This is a genomic window from Paenibacillus sp. YN15, assembly GCF_003285005.1.
GTDB lineage: Bacteria > Bacillota > Bacilli > Paenibacillales > NBRC-103111 > Paenibacillus_AR.
Window position 1 is genome coordinate 223,870 of record NZ_QMFA01000003.1, and the last position, 20,078, is coordinate 243,947.

Annotated in this window: 9 protein-coding genes; 5 read left to right on the plus strand and 4 right to left on the minus strand. The window is 56.0% G+C overall.

What is annotated here, in order from left to right:
- Positions 1-71: 71 nt before the first annotated feature.
- The 4 genes from DQG13_RS04250 (at position 72) to DQG13_RS31790 (ending at position 12,496) form a co-directional block, all read left to right on the plus strand.
- Positions 72-1,007 (plus strand): carbohydrate ABC transporter permease, encoded by a 936-nt coding sequence (locus DQG13_RS04250; protein ID WP_113018501.1) that lies wholly within the window; start codon positions 72-74, stop codon positions 1,005-1,007.
- A gap of 44 nt (positions 1,008-1,051) precedes the next feature.
- Positions 1,052-1,891 (plus strand): carbohydrate ABC transporter permease, encoded by an 840-nt coding sequence (locus DQG13_RS04255; protein ID WP_220094324.1) that lies wholly within the window; start codon positions 1,052-1,054, stop codon positions 1,889-1,891.
- Between the two features lie 376 nt (positions 1,892-2,267).
- The gene (locus DQG13_RS04260; protein ID WP_113018502.1) at positions 2,268-12,218 is read left to right on the plus strand and encodes an S-layer homology domain-containing protein; all 9,951 of its coding nucleotides are present in this window, start codon (positions 2,268-2,270) and stop codon (positions 12,216-12,218) included.
- A gap of 188 nt (positions 12,219-12,406) precedes the next feature.
- Positions 12,407-12,496, plus strand: coding sequence for a putative holin-like toxin (locus DQG13_RS31790; RefSeq protein WP_220094325.1), 90 nt, complete (start codon positions 12,407-12,409; stop codon positions 12,494-12,496).
- Positions 12,497-12,736: 240 nt separating this feature from the next.
- On the opposite strand, the gene DQG13_RS04265 is transcribed toward DQG13_RS31790, so the two are convergent.
- Positions 12,737-14,359: a response regulator transcription factor gene (locus DQG13_RS04265; RefSeq protein ID WP_113018503.1), complete on the minus strand. Its 1,623-nt coding sequence runs from the start codon at positions 14,357-14,359 to the stop codon at positions 12,737-12,739.
- 52 nt (positions 14,360-14,411) lie between these two features.
- Positions 14,412-16,166, minus strand: a complete 1,755-nt coding sequence (locus DQG13_RS04270; protein WP_113018504.1) for a sensor histidine kinase — start codon at positions 16,164-16,166, stop codon at positions 14,412-14,414.
- Positions 16,167-16,325: 159 nt separating this feature from the next.
- Here DQG13_RS04270 and DQG13_RS04275 point away from each other — a divergent pair, with 159 nt between their 5' ends.
- Positions 16,326-16,607 carry an iron-sulfur cluster biosynthesis family protein gene (locus DQG13_RS04275; RefSeq protein ID WP_181592568.1) on the plus strand — a complete coding sequence of 94 codons (282 nt, stop codon included), beginning with the start codon at positions 16,326-16,328 and terminating at the stop codon, positions 16,605-16,607.
- Between the two features lie 62 nt (positions 16,608-16,669).
- Here DQG13_RS04275 and DQG13_RS04280 read toward each other — a convergent pair whose 3' ends face one another.
- Both DQG13_RS04280 and DQG13_RS04285 read right to left on the minus strand, forming a co-directional pair.
- Positions 16,670-17,152, minus strand: coding sequence for a pyridoxamine 5'-phosphate oxidase family protein (locus tag DQG13_RS04280; RefSeq protein ID WP_113018579.1), 483 nt, complete (start codon positions 17,150-17,152; stop codon positions 16,670-16,672).
- Positions 17,153-17,409: 257 nt separating this feature from the next.
- Positions 17,410-19,797: a GH36-type glycosyl hydrolase domain-containing protein gene (locus tag DQG13_RS04285; protein ID WP_181592569.1), complete on the minus strand. Its 2,388-nt coding sequence runs from the start codon at positions 19,795-19,797 to the stop codon at positions 17,410-17,412.
- Positions 19,798-20,078: the final 281 nt, after the last annotated feature.

Consider the following 20,078-nt stretch of genomic DNA (forward strand, 5'->3'; position numbering starts at 1 on the left):
GGGGGGCGGGCCGCTCGCCTGCCTCCTTCAAGGAGGGCTGCCGGAGATGACGGAGGTCTGGAGGAGATATCATGCAGAATGAAACCGTCCTGAAAATGGATAAACCGCCCAAAAGACTGATGTCCAAAAGCGTCAGGGAGCATCTGGTGGCATACAGCTTCATTGCTCCAAACTTTCTCGGGTTTGCCGTGTTTACCCTGGTTCCCATGGCCTTCGCCCTGATTCTTGCCTTTGTGGAGTGGGATGGGTCCAATCCCATGGCGTTTATCGGGCTGGATAATTTCCTGAGGCTGTTTGAGGATACCGTTTTTCATAAAGCGTTGTGGAATACCATTGTCTATACGATTGGTGTTGTGCCGCTTACCATGGTATGCGCCCTTGCCCTGGCGATTCTGCTTAATCAGAAGATTTTTGGGCGGAATTTTATGCGCACCGTATTTTTCTTCCCGTATGTGGCATCGCTGGTAGCGGTGGCCGCCGTATGGAACTTCATCTTCAGCCCCACCCTGGGGCCGATCAACAATCTTCTGCACGCCATCACCGGCATTCCCCTGGAGCAGCTGCCCCGCTGGGCGGCGGACAAGAACTGGGCGATGGTGACCGTTGTTCTTTTTACAGTGTGGAAAAATATGGGGTACTACATGGTCATTTATTTGGCCGGGCTGCAGGGTGTTAATCCCGAGCTTCATGAAGCGGCGCAATTGGACGGGGCCAATGCCTGGCAGCGGTTCCGGAATGTTACGATTCCCCAGCTGGCGCCCACCACCTTCTTTGTGCTGATGATTCTGATTATCAATTCCTTCAAGGTTTATGATATCTTCATCAACCTGTTCGCGGGAGCAGACAATCAATTGAATGACTCCACGCGGGTATTGGTCTATCAGATTTACAATACGGCATTCCGTTCTCTCGACTACGGCTATGCCAGCGCCATCAGCATCGTGCTGTTCCTGCTTGTCCTGGGCATTACCATTCTTCAATTCCGCGGGGAAAAGAAGTATGGATAATAACCTTTCGGCGGGCAAATGGAATGAAGGAGGGGGTATCCGCTATGGCAGGACGTAGCAGAGGACTAAAATTCGTTTTGATGACATGTATCTATGTATTGCTGATTGTTACCGTGCTGTTTATGCTGGTGCCCTATGTATGGATGCTGTCTTCCTCGCTGAAGCTGAACAAGGACGTATTCACCTTTCCCATGCAGTGGATTCCCGAGGCGCCGCGCTGGCAGAATTATGCGGATATCTGGACCCGGATTCCGCTGGGCAAATTCATTTTTAATACCGCCAAGCTGTCGGTCATTGTCACCATCCTTCAGCTTCTTACCTCCAGCTTCGCCGCGTATGCGTTCTCCAAGCTGAGGTTCAAGGGGCGGAACACGCTGTTCCTGGGCTATATCGCCACCATTGCTATCCCTTGGCAGGCGTATATGGTGCCCCAGTTCATCCTGATGCGTTCCTTGGGACTGAACAATACCCATCTGGCGATTATCCTGCTGCAGGCCTTCTCCGCCTTCGGGGTATTCCTGATGCGGCAGTTCTACCAGGGCATTCCCGATGAGCTGTGCGAGGCCGCCCGGATCGACGGATTAAGCGAATACGGCATTTGGGCCAGAATCATGCTTCCCTTGTCCAAGCCGGCTTTGTCCACGCTGGTGATATTCACCTTCGTCTCTACCTGGAACGACTTCCTGGGACCGATGATTTACCTGACCAAAACCGAGCTGAAAACCATTCAGATCGGCTTGCGGATGTTCATTTCCCAATATTCCGCGGAATACGGCCTTATTATGGCGGCCAGCGTCATTTCCATCATACCTGTGCTGGTTGTATTCCTGGCTCTTCAAAAGTATTTCGTACAGGGCATCGCCTCATCAGGCATCAAGGGTTGACCGCTATATGACAACAAGACAAGATGAAGCGTGGCTTTCGCGGCTGCGCTTCATTTGTTCAGATGGCCGTGTGGAGGGGGGGCGGAGCGGCACATTGTGTATGAAAAACCGAGCATAAATCCGGAAAAACGGCCGGAGCGGCACATGTGTATGAAAAACCGAGCATAAATCCCGGAAAAACGCCTGGAGCGGCACATTGTGTATGAAAAACCGAGCACAAATCCCGGAAAAACGGCCGGAGCGGCACATTGTGTATGAAAAACCGAGCATAAATCCCGGAAAAACGGCCGGAGCGGCACATTGTGTATGAAAAACCGAGTTCACGTTGCGTAAATGTAAGGAGCCTATCCTCATCACCTACACAAGGAGGATTTCAATGAAGCGAAAGCATTCTTTAGGAAGCCGGGTCTGCGCTCTTGCCATGGCAGCCGTGCTTCTGGCCGGATTGTTCCAATCTGTTCTGCCCCAGGGGGCATCGGCCGCTGCGCCAAGCACGGTTTATGCCGCCGCTTACATGGGGGCCCAAACAACAGAAGAAACGTCCCTGCCTGCCACGATAGAGGTGGAAGGAGTGCCAACAGCGGTAACCTGGCATATTGGGGAGGATACCTTTGCCACCCCTTATGATACCGTCACCGTCACCGGAACGGCGGCCAACGGTGCAACGGCGGTCGCCAGCGTGGAGGTGCTGCCTCCCCGGAGCAATCCGCTGGTGTATTTTGTAGACAGCGGCACCGGTCCCGATTGGGCCAACCCGCCTGCCGGAACCGACAAAAAGCCGGTGATCCGTTCCTTGTTCTACGAGGCGGTTGCCAACTTGGACGGCGTGCAGCTGGCCAATGAGGTTTCCGACCAGATTTTCAATATGGCTGGGGAGCCTGACAACACCTGGGGAGCGGTGGTGGGGCTGCGCACCGGGACAACCAGAACCGATCCGCTGCAAAGCCCGGACGGGGCAGCCGCCGGAGATTCCGCCGATCTTTACCGCATCGGCCTGCGCACCGGCAATACCTCCATATCCTATAGGCTTACATTGGAGCCTGGCACCTACACCCTGACCAGCGGCTTCTTCGACTGGTACGGCAACCGCTCCCGGGAGACACGGCCCCGGATCGAGTATACGGATACAAGCGGCAGCGTGAAGACCATTCTGCTGGACCAGTTCAACACCAATTCCACTACCCAGGTGTCCAGTGAATTTACCCTTCCGGCAGATGCGGACACCAGCGTTCCATTGAAGCTGACCTATGCCAATGTGTCCGGCGAAGCGCCTATCGTAAGCTGGTTCGCCGTAGCCAAGGGCGGCATCAAAACCATGATCGAAGACGCCCGCAAGGCGGCGGCCTCCATGGTCAAGGTACTGCTGGACGGCAACGACATCAAGGCGGATAATGTCAACGGGTTGACCTTCAAGGGTTTTGGCGTGCTTAGCGCCAACAGCACGAGCGCTCTTTTAATGGATTACAAAGCCGAGCATCCCGAGAAATATGCGGAGCTGCTCCAGGTGCTGTTCGGCGGCGAGCATCCTCTCATGACCCATGTGAAGATTGAAATGGGCAATGACCGGAACAACTCCACCGGCCCTGATCCGGCCACCATGCGCACCGCCGATGAAGCGGCCAATGTGGCCCGGCATCCCGGCTTCCAGCTGGCTGCCGACGCCAAGGCCGTCAATCCCCAGCTCAAGGTGAGCATTCTGCGCTGGAGCGCTCCGGCCTGGGCGGACAATAACGACAAGATTTATACCTGGTATAAAAACACCATTCTGGCCGCTTACAGGCAGTACGGCTATATGGCGGATTATGTGAACCCCCATATTAACGAACATGCGGCTGATCTAACCTGGACCAAGCAATATGCCGCCAAGGTCAGGAGCGATGCCGAGGGCTTCCTGAGCCCGGAGGAGAAAGCGCTTTATAACCGCATTGAGGTGGTCATCTCCGACGAGGTGGGCATCGGCTCCTTCGGCGGCAGCATGATCAGCGATGCCGCTCTCCGGGAGGCAGTGTCTGTAGCTGGCTATCACTACAATACCGACGATGACAGCGCCGGCAATTTCAAGAAGCTGGCGGAGCAGTACGATCTGGAGATCTGGAACAGCGAAGCCCAGGCCACCTTCAGCAACTCGGCTTTCCGCCCCCACAACAATGCCAAGGACCCGTCAGTGGCAGGCACCGGCATCGGCGGCACAGGCAGCGCTTTGGAGATGGGCAACACCATCATCAAGGGCTTTGTGAACTCCCGCCGGACTCATTTTGTATACCAGCCGGCTATCGGTTCCTTTTATGAGGGCGGGCAATATTCCTTCAAGGAGCTGCTCAGCGCCCGGGACCCCTGGTCAGGGTGGATTCACTATGACGCAGGGCTGGCTATTCTGCAGCATTTCAACTGGTTCATGAAGGCCGGATGGGAAAATGAAGCCAACAACGCCGGCATCTGGCGGGCGATTCCCCAAGCCAGCTATACCGGAGCCACCGGCACCAACCCGGTCAGCGGACGCAATGGCACCCCCAGCTACATGACGATGGCTGCGCCGGATAAGAGCAATTTTTCCACTGTAATCGTCAATGACAGCGAATATGAGCGGACCTACAAGCTCCAGACTGTGAATATGGCCTTTGCGTCCGGCACGCCGCCTCTGGAGGTTTGGGAAACCCGGGCAGCCGAAGCGGGAGAAGCCTTCAACAGCAGATATATGCAGTACCTGGGCGAGGCAGCCGCCGATGGGGCAGGGGTGTACACGGTGAAGGTGAAGCCGTATTCCATCGTGACGGTGACTTCCCTGGACTGCAACGACAAGGAGGCCTATTCCAAGCCCCTTCCCGTTGAAGGAGAGCGGACGGTGCTGGATACGGACGCCACCGGCTCAGTACAAAATACGACCGACAGCATTCTGTATGCCGACGATTTCAACTATACCGGAAAAACCGCAGCCGTCATCGGCCCAGGCGGCCAGATTACCGGCAGCCAAAGCTACATCGATTCCCGTGGTGGGTCCAAGGGCGCCATGCCCCGCTACACCCATGACCGCAACGGCGCCTTCGAGGCTTATCTGGACGAAGCCACCGGAAATTACGTGCTGCGCCAGCAGTTGGACAAAAGCATCATGGGCTTAGGCGGCACCTGGAACAACGGCGAGCCGGTTACCGCCATTGGCGACAACCGGTGGACCAACTACAAGGCCAGCGTGGATGTGTCTTTTGAGAATAACAGCACCCAGAGCGGAGCCAATTATGCGGCCATCGGCGCCCGCTACCAGGGCGGCGGCAGCTCCCATTCCATTACGGGCACGCCGTATGTGCTGAAATTCTGGTTTGACGGCGGCTGGCAGCTGCTGGTGAACAATGCCTCCGTAGCCAACGGCAATGCGGCCACAGGCGCCGGCGGCGTGAAGATCGACGGCTTTAATGCCGCTTATGACGCGTGGCACAACATTGCCATTGAGGCGGCAGGCAGCCGGATCACCGCTTATCTGGACGGGGTAAAGCTGGCCGCCTATACCGATCCCAGCCCCAAGCTGTCCGGCCGGGTGGATTTGGCCAGCGGCTATTACCATACCCGGTTCGATAACTTGAAGGTGGAAAAGCTCGATGGCTACGAGCCGTACTATTCCGAGCTGCTGGACAACTTGGAAATGACCGACTTGGCCCAGGTTCCCAATGAGAAGCTGGTCTACAGCGGAGCATGGAGCCATACCAACGGACAGGGCATGTATATTTATCAGCGCTCCATTTCGGCAAGCCAGGGGGCAGGCGCAGCCTTAGCCTATACGTTTACCGGAACAGGGCTGGATATTCTCGGGCCCAATGACGGCACGGCGAAGCTTGAGGTTACGGTGGACGGTCAGGTGATCGCCAAGTCCGCCGCCACTGTTGCCTCCAAGGAGCTGTACCAGACCTATGCTCTTCGCGGGCTTCCATACGGGCAGCATACGGTGCAAATCAAGGTGGTCAGCGGCAACCTGTCTGTGGATGCGGTGGCGGTTGAGCCCGGTCTGGTACAGGGTGCAACGGATACTGCGCCGCTCCAGGCGGCCTTGGACGCAGCGCAAGCCGTGACCCGGCAGGATGAGTTCAAGGAGGCCGATTGGCAGCTGTTCGAGGCCATGCGGAGCGCCGTACAAGAGGCTTTGGCTGATCCCGCCGCTTACCGGCTGGATCAGGAAGGAGCGGAGCAGCTTGCGGCGCGTCTGGTTTATACGCAGAACCAGCTGTATATAGGCGACATTATTTCTCTTGCCACACCTTTGTACGCAGCAACCTACACCGGGACCGCTCCGGCGCTTCCCCAAAAGGTGGAGGCGAAGCATGAGGACGGCACCACCTCTCTTGTAACGGTGGACTGGAAGCTCCAGGAGACCAGCTTCAACACTTCTTACGAAACGGTGGCTGTGAAGGGCACCTACGGCAATCTGGAGACAGTGGCGTATGTGGAGGTTGTGCCTGCGGGTCTCGTGTACTTCGTGGACCCCGGCGTCACGGCGGATGGCGATACACCGCCGTATACGCTGGTCAAAAATCTGGCGGGAGACGCCCTGCTCAACAACAAGGCCGATCAGCCCTCCACCGGGGATACGGTCTGGGGGCATACGCCCACCAACACCAACTATAAGCTTAAGGGGCTTACCGGTTCGGTAGTCGCAACCGACAAAAGCCAAACCGGCGTGTACGGCTCCGATACCCTGAACAATCCGCTGGGCTATGTGTTCCCGTTGACGGCGGGCAAGTATACCATCACCTCTTTCCACCGGGACTGGTGGAACAACACCAACCGGACCATGGACCTTAGCTTAAGTTACAAGGATGCTCAGGGCACCACTGTGACGGAAACCGTCAAAACCGGGCTTGTGGCAGGCCCCAACGGCGTAACGGTCAACCATAACTTTACCCTTCCGGTTGACGGGACGGTGAAGCTGTCGATTAACAACACGTATTCGGGCAATCAGGCTGCACTGGTCAGCTATGTGGCGGTAGCCAAACGGACGGCCAGCCCTGCGGATGTCCAGGCGGTGAATGAAGCCAAGAGCATTCTTGAAGGAGCGGCCTACAATGTGGAAAAGGCTGCGGCCAACACAGAGGCGGATGTCCGCGCCTGGCTGCTTCAAACCATCAACGGACTGAATGGCTTTGGCGCTACAGGAGTAACTGTCGGCAATATCGCCTTTACCTCCTTCCAGCCCTCCTCCGGTTTAACACCGGGAAGCTTCAGCTTTACGGCGGCGCTGACCAAAGGCGAGGCGGAGGAGTCGGCGGCGGCCAGCGGTGCGATTAAAGCCCCGGTGGTGGATACATCCCGCACAACGGAGGTATTTGCCGCCTATGCGGGAACGGTTCCCCAGCTTCCCCAGAGCGTCCGTCTGGTTGACGGAGGACCTGAATATTCCGTCACGGGATGGACAGCAGACGGAGGCGTTATCTCCGGAACCGATTTTGACACACCATATGAAACTGTCCCGGTATACGGCCACTATTCGGACGGCAGCGGGGAAAAGCAATTCCAGGCTTATGTGGAGGTCGTTCCCCAAGGCTTGAAATACTTCATCGACACTGGGGCGGCAAACCAATATGTGTATGATGCCGTAAACAAATTGACGGGCAATGGTTTGCTGAACAGCTCGGCCAATCAGCTCTACAGCGCCGGATCGGGCTGGGGGTATACCGCTCTCAGCAGCGCCGGAGCCGTGAAGCCGATTATCAACAAGTCCGCCCAATCCGATTTGGACAAAAACGCCACAGGCATCATGATTGACGGCGGCGATCCTTTGTCCACCCTGACCTACCGGCTGGAAGGCCTGGAGGGGGGCAAAAGCTACCGCTTTACCTCCTATCACCGGCTGTGGTGGGACAATGAAATGCCGCTCAAGATCGCCATTGAATACAACTTGAACGGCAAAACGGTTTCCCAACTGGTCAACAGGCTCCATCTGGACCACGCCGGACATTCCCGGCAGGTGGAGTACAGCATCAATCTGCCTGAAGGGGCATCGGATGTGCGCTATGTGCTGACCAATGTGGGCTCGTATACTGCCGGTCCGGGAGCAGGCAAAACCAACAAGAATGCCGCCATCAGTTGGCTGGCGGTGGAGGAGCTGGCCGGCGCGGCCCAAACTCCGGTTTATTCCTCCATTGGCGGCGTAGCAGGCGAGAATACCGATGTTTGGTTCGATACCAAGGGAGTGCCCATTCAGGCCCACGGCGGCCAGGTGACGTGGGTGGAGCATGTGAAATGGAACGGCGAGGTGCCTTCCTACACGGTTTCTCCGGCCACGGGCGACGGCGCATGGCTGTGGGTAGGGGAAGATAAAACCTATGGCGGGCGGCCCATCGGCGGCATCCACACCTATGTCTCCAAGGATTTGTACAACTGGGTGGATATGGGCGTGGCCCTGTATCCCCACCGTGTGTTCCCGATGGAGAAGACCTCCGACGGTACGGGAGTTCAGTTGAGCGATACCCGCTTGGCGGCGCTTAAGGGGCGGGCTATGGCGGCACCCGGAGCAGGCGTCAATGAACTGGGCCAGCCGTTGACCCAGGAGGATATCGACTATGCCCGGGATTTCCTGCAGGCCTACGTGGACCGGAGCGCCCATCCCGGCTACAGCCGCAGCGGCGATGCAGGCTTCGACTACCTAGCTGCAGTCTATGATGAGGCAAGTCTCAAGCTGGCGTTTGACCGCACCTATGCTTACTACACCATCATGGAACGCCCGAAGATGCTCTACAACGAACAGACGGGCAAGTATGTGATTGTGTACCACGCGGACGGTCCGACGGATGCGCGAATTCTGGAATATTTTGATACTCTGCAAAATGACCCTATGTACAATACCGGCATCAGCCGTTACAGCCGTGCGCAGATGGGCTTCGCCGAATCGGATACGCCCTTCGGCCCCTTCAAGCTGGTCAATGCCCAAAAAATGAACTACATTGAGGGCTATTATCCCAGCAACCAGGGGATGGCCCGGGACATGACTGTGTTCAAGGATGATGACGGCAAGGCATATGCCATTTATTCCAGCGAAGAGAACAAGTACACGTATGTTTCTCTTCTGAATGAATCGTATACCGCTCCTGCACAGGACGGCACGGCAGGGCTGGGTGAAACCTTCACCGCCCGGGTATTCCCGGATGCCAGCAGGGAGGCTCCGGCAGTCTTCAAGTATGACGGGTATTATTATTTCATTACCTCCGGCACCACCGGCTGGGACCCGAACCCGTCCATTGCCTACCGGGCCAATCATATTTTCGGCAATACCACAGACGGGGGCCAAACCTTTACGCCCTATACCAAGCTGGGGAATCCGTTCCCCAACGACAGCTCCAATACCTCCTACCGGACGCAATCCACGGCGGTTATTCCTTACGACGCGGAGAACGGGCTGTTCATCTACATGGGGGACCGCTGGATTCAACGGGCGCTGGAAACCTCCGGCTATGTCTGGGTTCCGCTGCGCATAACGGCCAACGGCACTCAAATTGAAGGCCAGACCTTGAGCGACTGGAGCCTTGACGTGATGGATAGCTTTGCTCCGCTGAAGGTGCTGTCTGCCGGGGGCGGGAGCAATACCTTCCGGCTGGGAGAGATTCCTGAACTGCCTATGACCCTGGATGTGCAAAAGGGCTCGGCGGTGCACCGGAATGTGCCGGTAACCTGGGATGCAGCCAGTGTAGAGGCTGTGCACTTAAAACTGGGAGCCGCCACCGTTCAGGGGACGCTTGGAGGGGAGTTGGCAGGAAGCCGGATCGATTACGAGGTTACGGTCGCCCTTCCGGACAATCTGCTTTATTTCGTCAATCCGGCATCCGGCGATGTTGCCGAATATACCCAATTGGTGGATGCTTACAGAGCATCAACGGGTAAAACCCTGCGCCATGATACGGCGGAGCAAGGGTACGATCCGGCAAGCGGAAAAACATGGGGCTATACCGGCTCCAACAGTGCACTGCGGGCCAATACAACGGATATTTTCCAAAGTCTGCGTTATGTGAACAGCTCTTCCCAGCGAAGCCTGACCTACAAATTCGATCTGGAAAAGGGCAATTATACTGTCTACATGGGCTTCTATGACCCATGGTTCTCCAGCTCCCAGTCCAAGCGGGTTGCCAATACCATCATTAACGGCAGCACCGTGGAGACAGGCCGGATTATCGATGCCTCTTACGCTGTGGCGGAGCACAAGGGAATCGTCATGAATGAAGACGGGACCATGGAAATCACGGTGGCTCCCGCCAATTCCGGCAGCAACACCGATATGCAGCTCAGTTGGATCATGATTGCCAAACCCCAAGGCGAGGATACGGTGAAGCCGGTCATTACACTTTTGGGCGATGCTGCAGTCCACGTGGAAAACGGAGCGGTGTATACCGATGCGGGAGCAGTAGCGTCGGATGACCGGGACGGGGATATTACGGACCGGATTGTAGTTGCTTACAAATGGCAGGGAACCCCGGTAGACAAGATCGACACGGTAACGGAGGCTACCTACACCGTCCATTACAATGTCAGCGACCTGGCAGGCAACGCGGCTGACGAGGCGGTCAGAACGGTTATTGTGGGAGCGCCGCCGGTTACTCCGGATTCGGTGAAGCCTGTGATCACCTTGCTGGGACATGAGCTTGTGACCCTGGGTGTGGGCAGAGAGTATACGGATGCGGGAGCACTGGCTGCGGATGACCGGGATGGAAATATTACAGACCGGATCATCACTACCTACAGCTGGAACGGTCTTCCTGCGGCAGGTATCAGCACAGTGACGGAAGCCACCTACAAGGTCCATTACAATGTCAGCGACCTGGCAGGCAATTGGGCCGATGAGGTTACCCGGACAGTGGTAGTGGCCACATACGGCGGACCCGATACGGTGAAGCCGGTCATTACCCTGTTGGGCGACGCAACGGTATATGTGGAAAACGGAGCAATTTATACCGATGCCGGAGCCATAGCTGCGGATGACCGGGACGGGGATATCAGCGACCGGATGGTGACCACCATTACCTTTGGTGACAAGGCTGTTTCGGCCGTGGACACCACAGTGGCCGGAACCTATATGTACCATTACAATGTAAAGGATGCGGCGGGCAACGCGGCGGAGAAAGTGACACGCCAGGTGATTGTTGCCGCACCGGTAGATAACTCCGGCGGAGACGACGACACTACTTCTGGAATACCCTCTACACCTGTTCCTGTGCCTCAGCCACCGGTAGACACCCAGCAGGTAAGCCGTGAGGATCTGAAGCCGGATGGACAGGGAAGCTTCACTGTCCAGTGGAGCAAGGAAAAGGAAACGCTGTTGTTGCCGGCGGAGGTGGCCGGCGCTGTGGAAGCGGGCGGCGCCCTGAAGCTGGTGAAGGATCAGGTGGCCCTTGAGCTCAGCGGGCAAACCCTGCGCAAGCTGCTGGCGGAAGCAGGAGATGGAGCGCGGGAGGGGCAAATCAAGATTACGGCTGAAATTGCCGATTCCGGTTTGATGAAGCAGGCCATAGAGGGCGCAACCGTTCCGGGAGCCGTGAATTGGACAGCTGCCAGCGGGTTGTACCGCATCCAGGCGGAAGCGATAAGCCAAAACGGCGATCAATTGAATAGCGCCACCGCATTGCCGAAGGAAACGGTTGTGCTGGCCATCCAAACAGGTCCGGTGGCCGATCCGGAGCTGCTGGGCGTGTATGCCATCGGCGCTGACGGCAAACCCGTTTATATGGGAGGCCAGTGGAGCAACGGCGAAATTGCCGCCACGGTTCCGCTGGGAGGCCAATACGCGGTGCTGGCCTATGAACGCAGCTTCGCGGATGTGGACGACAGCCATTGGGCCAAAACCGTCATTGCACGGATGGCGGCAAAGCATGTGATCGACGGAGTTGACGAAGCCAGGTTTGAGCCTCAGGGGGAAGTAACCCGGGCCGAGTTTGCCGCTATGCTGGTGCGGCTCTTGGGCATTCAGGCTTCCGACCGCAGCGACGCAGCCGGATTTGCCGATGTGCCGCAGGAAGCCTGGTACGCGGATGCCGTAGCGGCAGCAGCACAGGCAGGCCTGGTAACGGGCCGCAGCGACAGCAGCTTTGAGCCGGACAGCACGGTGAGCCGGGAGGAAATGGCTGTGATGCTGGTGCGGGCTTACCGGTTGAAGGCGGACCGGCAACTGGCAGATTCCACGGAAGCCGCCTTTGCGGATGCCGATCAAATCAGCGCATGGGCCAAGGACGCCGTAGCCGCCGCCAACGCGGCAGGGCTGCTCCAAGGCCGGGGCAACGGGCAGTTCGCTCCCCAGAACCAGCTCACCCGCGCCGAAAGCGTCCAGGTGCTGTACAATTTGCTGAAGAATTTGAAGTAAAGCGCGCTATATAAATGAGGGGCTCCCTCTAGGGCAACCGGGTTGATGAAGCACCGTGCCTTAGAGGGGGCTTTTTGCACAACAAAAAGAGCAGCATAATCTGCCACTCAGCGCCAAAATATGATACAATTAAACAAGCGATAGATAGGCTTATATGGGCGGTCGGCTAGCCTCTCGGAAGGGAGGTGATGCCTGTGGACATTAAAGACACCTTGGCGCTTATGATTTCATTTGCGACACTGGTCGTTCTCATATTGTCATTCCACAACAAAAAGTAGACCGCCTGTGAGAAGGGAATCGGTCTACTTTTTGTCCGTCATCCTTTGGTTAAAGCCGAACGCCCTTAAAGCGGTTCTATTTGCTGTATTGGAAGTCGTGCTGCCAACACGGCTTCCTTTGTCTTTAGTGAATGAAGCCTCTTTTGAACCCATTATAGCATATAATTTAGCCAAGATGTCTACAAACGCGCATTTGAACGCTAATTTTATTTGTTCTGCTATTTTAGTTACGATCCCTCCTCACTCCCCACCAGCGCCCTCCACCTGCTGCATAAACTCTCTGGGGGAGATGCCCTCTACCTTTTTGAACACCTTGCTGAAATAAAAGGCGCTTTCGTAGCCCAGCTTTTGCGAGATTTCGTAGACGCGGCCTTCCCCGCGGAGCATCATGTCCTTGGCGGCGGCGATTTTGGTTTCGGTGATGTAATCGACGAAATTGATGCCTGCGGTTTTGGAGAACAGGTGGCTCAAATAATTGGGGCTGAAGCTGAATACGTCGGCCACCTGGTTCAGAGACAGCTTGCTGTCCAGATTGCGCTTGATGTAGGACTGGACATTTTTGACCAGCTGCTCCTTGTAGCTCTGCCGGCGGGTAGACAAAAGCTCGCAGCTTCCATCCCGGAACCGGATCAGCCAGTCCACAATGCCTTCCATAGTATGCTGCTGGTAGATGGCCCGGTAGCCCTCCGGCTCGTCCCCGAAGATTTGCTCCACCATGTTCTTGCCGTCTGCCAAGAGCGAAGTGGCCATATACAGCACATTGCAGGCGGCATCCATAGCCGGGACAACCAGCTCGGGACGGCTGTCGAAATCCTCGATCATCCTGGTGATGATGGCGTACAACGCCCGTGTATCCATTTCCTCGAAGGCGCGGCGGATATCCTGGCGGGACTCGGAAAAGTCGAAGAGGGGATGCTCCTCTCTCGCGTGAGTCTCCGGAGAGTAGAACACGAAGCTCTGCTCGCGCACCGCCTCCGGCATGGCTCTGCGGGCGGATTCGTAGCTGTCCCGCAGCAGGTAGGGGTCCTCCACGGCATAACCGACAGAGCCGATAACGGTCACATTAAAGTAGTTGTGCAGCACGGAGGTCATATGGGCCATAAGCTTCCCGATTTCCGGCGTCCAGCATGCCGGATCAGCTCCGGCAACAGGCAGAACAACGGCAAAGTTGCGCATATCCAGGCTGATTACATGGCAGGCCCCTGCCTGGGCAAGTGTCTCCTTGGCCATCTGGACAGTGCTGGTGCACAGCGCCACCAGCTTATCCCCCCGGGGAGGAACACTGGTGGGACCCAGAATGCGGCAGGTGGAGACCACATAGGCAGGCTGGGCCAGCTCGATCTCCAGATCCTTCAGCTGAAGCAGGTATTGGTTTTTATTGTCAAACAGATTGTTCAGAAGCCGGGTAAAAAACTTCTCCCGGTGTCCCTGAAGATCGCTGCGGTGAGCGGAGTCGGAGCTGTTTTTTTCCAGAGATTTATATTCCTCCAGACGGGAGATGGCTTTCAAAATGGAGGCGGTCAGCATTTGGGGCGTCAGCTCCAGCTTGACCAGGTAATCCACAGCCTGCAGCTCAATGGCGCTCTTGGCATATTCAAATTCCTCAAAGCTGGTCAGGATGATGAACAGAGGGAGGCGGCCCTGCTTTTTACGCACGGCATCCGCTACCTCCAGTCCTGTTTTCACCGGCATCTTAATATCGGTAATGACAATATCCGGGCGCAGGGATTCGATCATTTCCTCGGCCTGGGCGCCGTTGTGGGCAATCCCCACAATTTCGATGTTGTATTCCTCCCATTTGAGCATGGACTGCAAGCCTATACATACCAAAGCCTCGTCGTCGGCAATAAGCAGCTTGATCATTGTGGTCACATCCTTGTCCGGAAGACCGGAGTCTCCTTGATACATGCATGGTTCATTGAAAAGGCAGCATAATGATCGTGCGCGTATACCGGCCTACTTCGCTTTCAAGGGTGACGCCGTATCTCTCGCCATAGGCCAGGCGCAGCCGTTCATTGACACTGCGGAGCCCCATATGCTCCATCATGCCTTTGGTGTCAGGAATTTCCTCTGCCAGCGCGGCGGCAATCTGCTCCCTGTCCATGCCTACGCCGTTGTCCTCAATGGTAATGCGGATATCGAAGACACCTTGTTTGGCGACGGTGATTTGCACATGCCCCTTGCCTTTTGGCTCGATGCCGTGAAAAATGGCGTTTTCCACCAATGGCTGCAGGGTCAGCCGAGGGATCAGCGCCTCCAGCAAATCCTCGCTTTCCACCTGCTGGTCCATGGTGATGCTGCTGCCGTAGCGGTATTTTTGAATGAGGAAATAGTCATCCAAGAGGCTAAGCTCATCCTTCAGCGGAACCGGTTTTCCCATATTCTTGGCAATGCTGCGCAATAACCGGGACAGGGAGGTGGTCATTTCGGCGATGCCGGTGGCATTCTGGATGGTAGCCATCCAGCGGATGGAGTTCAGCGTATTATAGAGAAAATGGGGATTGATCTGGCTCTGGAGCACCCGGTATTCCAGCTCCTGCTTTTGCTTTTCCTGGGCCATGCGGTTTTCCATCAGCGCCACAATATCCTGGGAAAGACGGTTGATGCCTCTGCCCACATCCCCCAGCTCGCTGTTCCACTCGATATTTTTGTCCATATAAAATTGGCCCTGGGCGATTTTGTCCATCCGTTTCTTGAGTTTTTCCACGGGGAGGCTGATGGTGCGGGTCAAATACAGGGTAATGATGCCGCTTGCGGCGATAATCAAAAGACAAACTCCGGCCATAAGGAAAAGCCAGATATTCGCTTGGGGAGCAAACTGGTAGCCCTCCAGAGTTTGGGTCAGCTCCACGCCGGAGCGGACGGGGAAGGAGACGGCCAGATGGCGGCCGGAGCTGTCGGATATATACGACAATGCGGCTCCCAGGTCGGAGAAGCTGTCGTTGGTGTAGGGCTCCTCCTTATAGTGAATGGGCTCTGTGGATATCTTCTCCCCGGTGATCTGGTAATGCCGGCCGCCCAGCGTAAGCACAAGCCGGGATTCCTTGGGGATGCTGTAGCCTTTGAGCTTGTCGGTAATGACGGAGACATTGGCAAACAGATAAACGGTTCCGATGTTGGATGCTCCGTTTCCATAGATAGGCATAGCGAAGGGAATAACAGTGGTCGAGGAAAAGGGGTCCTGCATCACCGCATTCCATTGCTCACCCGCAGGATCGTCCAGTTTCGGCAGCTCATCGAGGTTATGTATGTTTAAGGGAATAGAGTTTCCGGTATTGTCCACCTGCACAAAAAGGGTATTATTATTGGTAGCGATCAGCCGCCGGGCGTAGGTGGTGGAACGGTTGCTGCGGGAAGCCTCCAACATGGAGTTAAACACATCGATGGCCATCCACGGGCTAGGCTCCTCCGCTTTGAAATATTCGGCCAGCTTGGTATTGGCGGTGGAATTGGTGCTGCACCCCATGGCCAGAGAGGAGAGATTGATCAGATCCTGCTCGATGATATTGGCGATTAGCTGCAGGTTGAATTTTGTAGCCTGAATCGTGGTTTTGCGCTGAAAAAAAGAGATGAGCTCGTAGCTGAACACGGACAGCAGCGTGGCGGTTAATAGGGCAAAGGCGGTCATGATCAGAATAATGCGGCCTTTGATTGTGGACTTTTTCTTCATATAAAAACCACCCTCCGGAAGCGGCACTGCGTATGATAAAACGTTTACATGCTATTATAGCATTCTTCGGGGATGGTGTTAACCTAGCCGTATCTGCACCTAGCCGTATCTGCCATAATGAATTTGGCAATAATGGAGATTAACCTTGGAGGTGCAGTCATGAACCTGCGGATCACGGAAACGGCAGTGTCCTGTCTCAAACAAGAATGGGGTTTTACAGACGGCGATTACATTCGGGTCTATGTAAGGTACGCCAGCGGCGGAAGTGAAGCCTATGCCTTGGGAATCCTGAGGGAAAAGCCCGAGAACAATGATCAAATCATTCAAATGAGCAGCGGCGGCTTTTTCATCTATATGAAGCAAAGTGATTTATGGTTTCTGGAAGAGCGGAACCTTACAATTGACGCCAAAGGGGAGGACCTGCTTTTTTTGATTGAATAACGAAAAGCCTGTCGGATAAGTTCCGGCAGGCTTTTGTTATTGCCGCGGGCCGCCAGCCAAGATTACAGCCGCACGGTATCGTTAAGCTTGGATTCGGTTTCTTTTCCCGTCAGCTTCTCAAACAGGAACTTGGCTTGTTTGATCAGGCTGCCGGATTCCCAGTATTCGGCGGTTTCGGCTTTTATCTTGATAAGCACGATGTTGGGATCGTCCCAGGAGGTCTCCAGCATTTTTTCATAAACCGGATTCCAGAATTCCTTGACCTTCTCCCGGCTCTGCACAATCTCCGCCGTCCCGCTGATGGAGACATAGGATTTGTCGGCATAGGCCACATTGACCTTGGCGTTATGAAGAAGCTCATGGTATTTGCTGGTATCCTTTTTGGTCAAAAACCAAATATCTCCGTCAAATTCCACATCCTGGGTTTTCATGGGGCGGGATACGACGCCTTCATCGGTTACGGTTGTCAGCATGGCAGTATCAATGCCTTTGATCAGCTTGCGGATGGTTTCCAACCCTTCCCGGTTGGTCTCGTGATGATGCAGCAAGGGGACACCTCATTTTGGGATTTTTAAGCTAGTGTTCTCTATATTCGCAACATCATTCAGGGGAAATGAATCTTTTTTTGGCGCGTGGGGGTGAGGGGAGTGAGCCGCTTGTCATTAATCGGAGCGCCGCCGCGAGATGCACGCTCCCTCATCGGCCAGAAATAACGGCCGTGGCTTCCATATAGAAAAGCCGCAGCTCCAAAAACAAACCGGCATGCCGTTAAAGGCAATGCCGGTTTATGTTCAAACCCGGATTACAGCACCACTTCCACCTGAACGCTGGTTCCGGCAGGATAAACCGGGAGCACCTGCCCGGCGATCAGCCGGCCGTCCACCCGGATTTCCTTGACGCCTTTGCAGGAGCCAGTCTTATTTATAACCTTAATGTCATATACGCAGCCGCGGAAGCGGCGTTTGGCCGTGAAGCCCTCCCAATCGGAGGGGATGCAGGGGTCAATGCGAAGACCGTCCAAGCCGGGCTTGATGCCCATGATGTACTGGGTGGCGGCCACGTACATCCAGGCGGCGGTTCCCGACAGCCAGGAAACGTTGGCCAGACCGAACTTGTCGGACTCGGGACCGAACAGGTTGGAGGCGTAGACATACGGCTCTGCCTTGTAACGGTTCAGTCCGGCTTTTTCCATGGCCACCTGGGGAATCAGCTGGCGGTAATACTTGTATGCCAGGTCGCCTCTGCCCAGCATACATTCGGCAATAATCGCCCAGGTGTTGGCGTGGCAGAAGACAGCTCCATTTTCACCGGTACCCTTGTTGTAATTAGTGAGTGGGTCCGCCGGGTCGGGGAAGGTGGTGATGGAGGGATGCAGCTTCTTGATGCCCAGTTCCGTATCCAGCATTTCCCGTACGCTGTCCATGGCCTGGATGCCCTTGGACTCCTCGGCCATTCCTGACAGCGTGGCCCAGGTTTGGGCGTTGAGCCAAATTTTTGCTTCATCATGGACATCGCTGCCCAGGAAGCGCCCATCGTCCATCACGGCGCGCCGGAACCATTTGCCGTCCCAGCCAAGAGTGTTTACCAGCTCCCGTTGCTCCGCGTACATCTTCCGGTACCCGTCCGCATCCTCGGAATGCCCGGCCAGCACGGCCAGGTCCTGCATCTTCAAGAGAACGGCGCCCAACTGCATGGCGGTCCAGATGCTTTCGCCCTTGCCCTTGCGGCAGACCCGGAACAGCTGGTCGTTCCAGTCGGAGCGCAGCATCAGCGGGAAGCCGTTGGGGCCCAGCTTGGAGGCGGTGAAGGTGATGGCGCGCTTCAGATGGTTGTAGATGGTGTCCTCGCCGCCGTCATAAAAGGGTACGGTTTCCTGGATGAAGGAGGCATCTCCGGTTTCCGCGGCCAGATCCCAAACGGAGAGGGCGGTCCACAGATGATCGTCCGAATGGATGCTGGTGACAGGCTCCCAGCCCTCTGTGGGGAAGAAATAGTGGTTCACGTGGCCGTCCTGATATTGCTGGCCCAAAAGCAGCTTGATCTTGTCCTTGGCCCGCTCCTGATCGAAGGGGATAACCGACAAAATATCCTGGGCGGTGTCCCGGTAGCCGACTCCACGGAAGGTGCCGGTGGCGTAAAAGGAGATGTTCCGGGAAAACTGGAAGTTCCGCTCCGCCTGGTACGGATTCCAGATGTTGATCATCCGGGAGGCTTCCGCATCCGGCAGTTGGCATTCCAGCTTGCCCAGGTAATCCGCCCAGTTGGCGGTCAGCGCCGCGAAGGATTTGGAGACGAAGTCTTTTTCCCGGGAACGGTCCAAGGCTGCTGCAATTTCTTCTTCCGTCATGGCGCATCCGAGGAAGATGTTCAGCGTCCGGGTTTCGCCGGGCTGGAGGGTGACCTGGAATTGAAGCGCGCCGCAGGGATCGCCGCCCAACAGGGTGGAGTTGGTGCAGCCCTCTTCTTCTATGGCCTCCGGGTTGGCTTCGCTGCGGTAGGTGCCGATGAATTCGTCCCGGTCCCCGTCATAAGCATAAAGCGGCGCATCCGAGGCGAAATAGACCAGCGGAGTTTCGTCGGGTTTGGGCTGATTTTCCACGCCGTATTTGTAGACCAGCGCTTCCTTGTCATGGTAGGTTACGGACACCTGGTGCTTGTTGTAGCACTGCCATTGCAGCTCCCGCATAAATTCCATCATGCCGAACTCGGCGTAGGCGTATACGTTCAGGGATTTGGCGCTGCCGCTGTTGTTGGTCAGGGTCAGGTTCCAGATCAGCGAGTTTTCAAAGGGGCCGACAAAATAAACCGTCTTCGCCGCCAGGCCGTCCCGCTCCGCTTCAAAGCGGGTGTAGCCCATGCCGTGGGCGCTTTTCCAGGAGGTGGGCCGGGTATGGGCCGGCTCGTTGGTGGGGCACCAATATTCCCCGTTGGCCCGGTCCTGAAGGTAAATGTACGGTCCGGAGCGGTCGGTGGGCAGATGGAAGAAGCGGTAGCGGGTGATCCGCCAGATTTGCGGGGACTTGTAGAAAGCGACGCCGCCGCCGGCCTGGGACATCATGGTATGAAAGGTGCCGTTGGACAAATAGTTCATCCAGGGGGTCGGGGTGTCATGCCGGAGAAACTCCACTTCCTTCTTGTCGTCGAGGAAGCGGAAGGTTTGCTCCAGGGATTGCTGTGCTGGCTTTTTCATGGGATCGCTCCTTTTTTTGACCACATCAGAATGCAGGCACTGGGGATGCACCATACGGTACACTCTCTGCTGTAACGGAACTTATAGACTCTTACAGGGGAAAATCCGTTGGTTTCAGTTGGCAACGGAACTTAGAGACCGTTATGACGGGTATATTGGTTCACCGGGCCGAATTTCTTCCTGTAAGGGTCGTTGAGTTCCGTAAGCAAACCCACAAGCTGCTTTTAGCTCAATAAGAGTCAAATAGTTCCGTTATAGGCAGGCAGGTGGTGACGGACGTC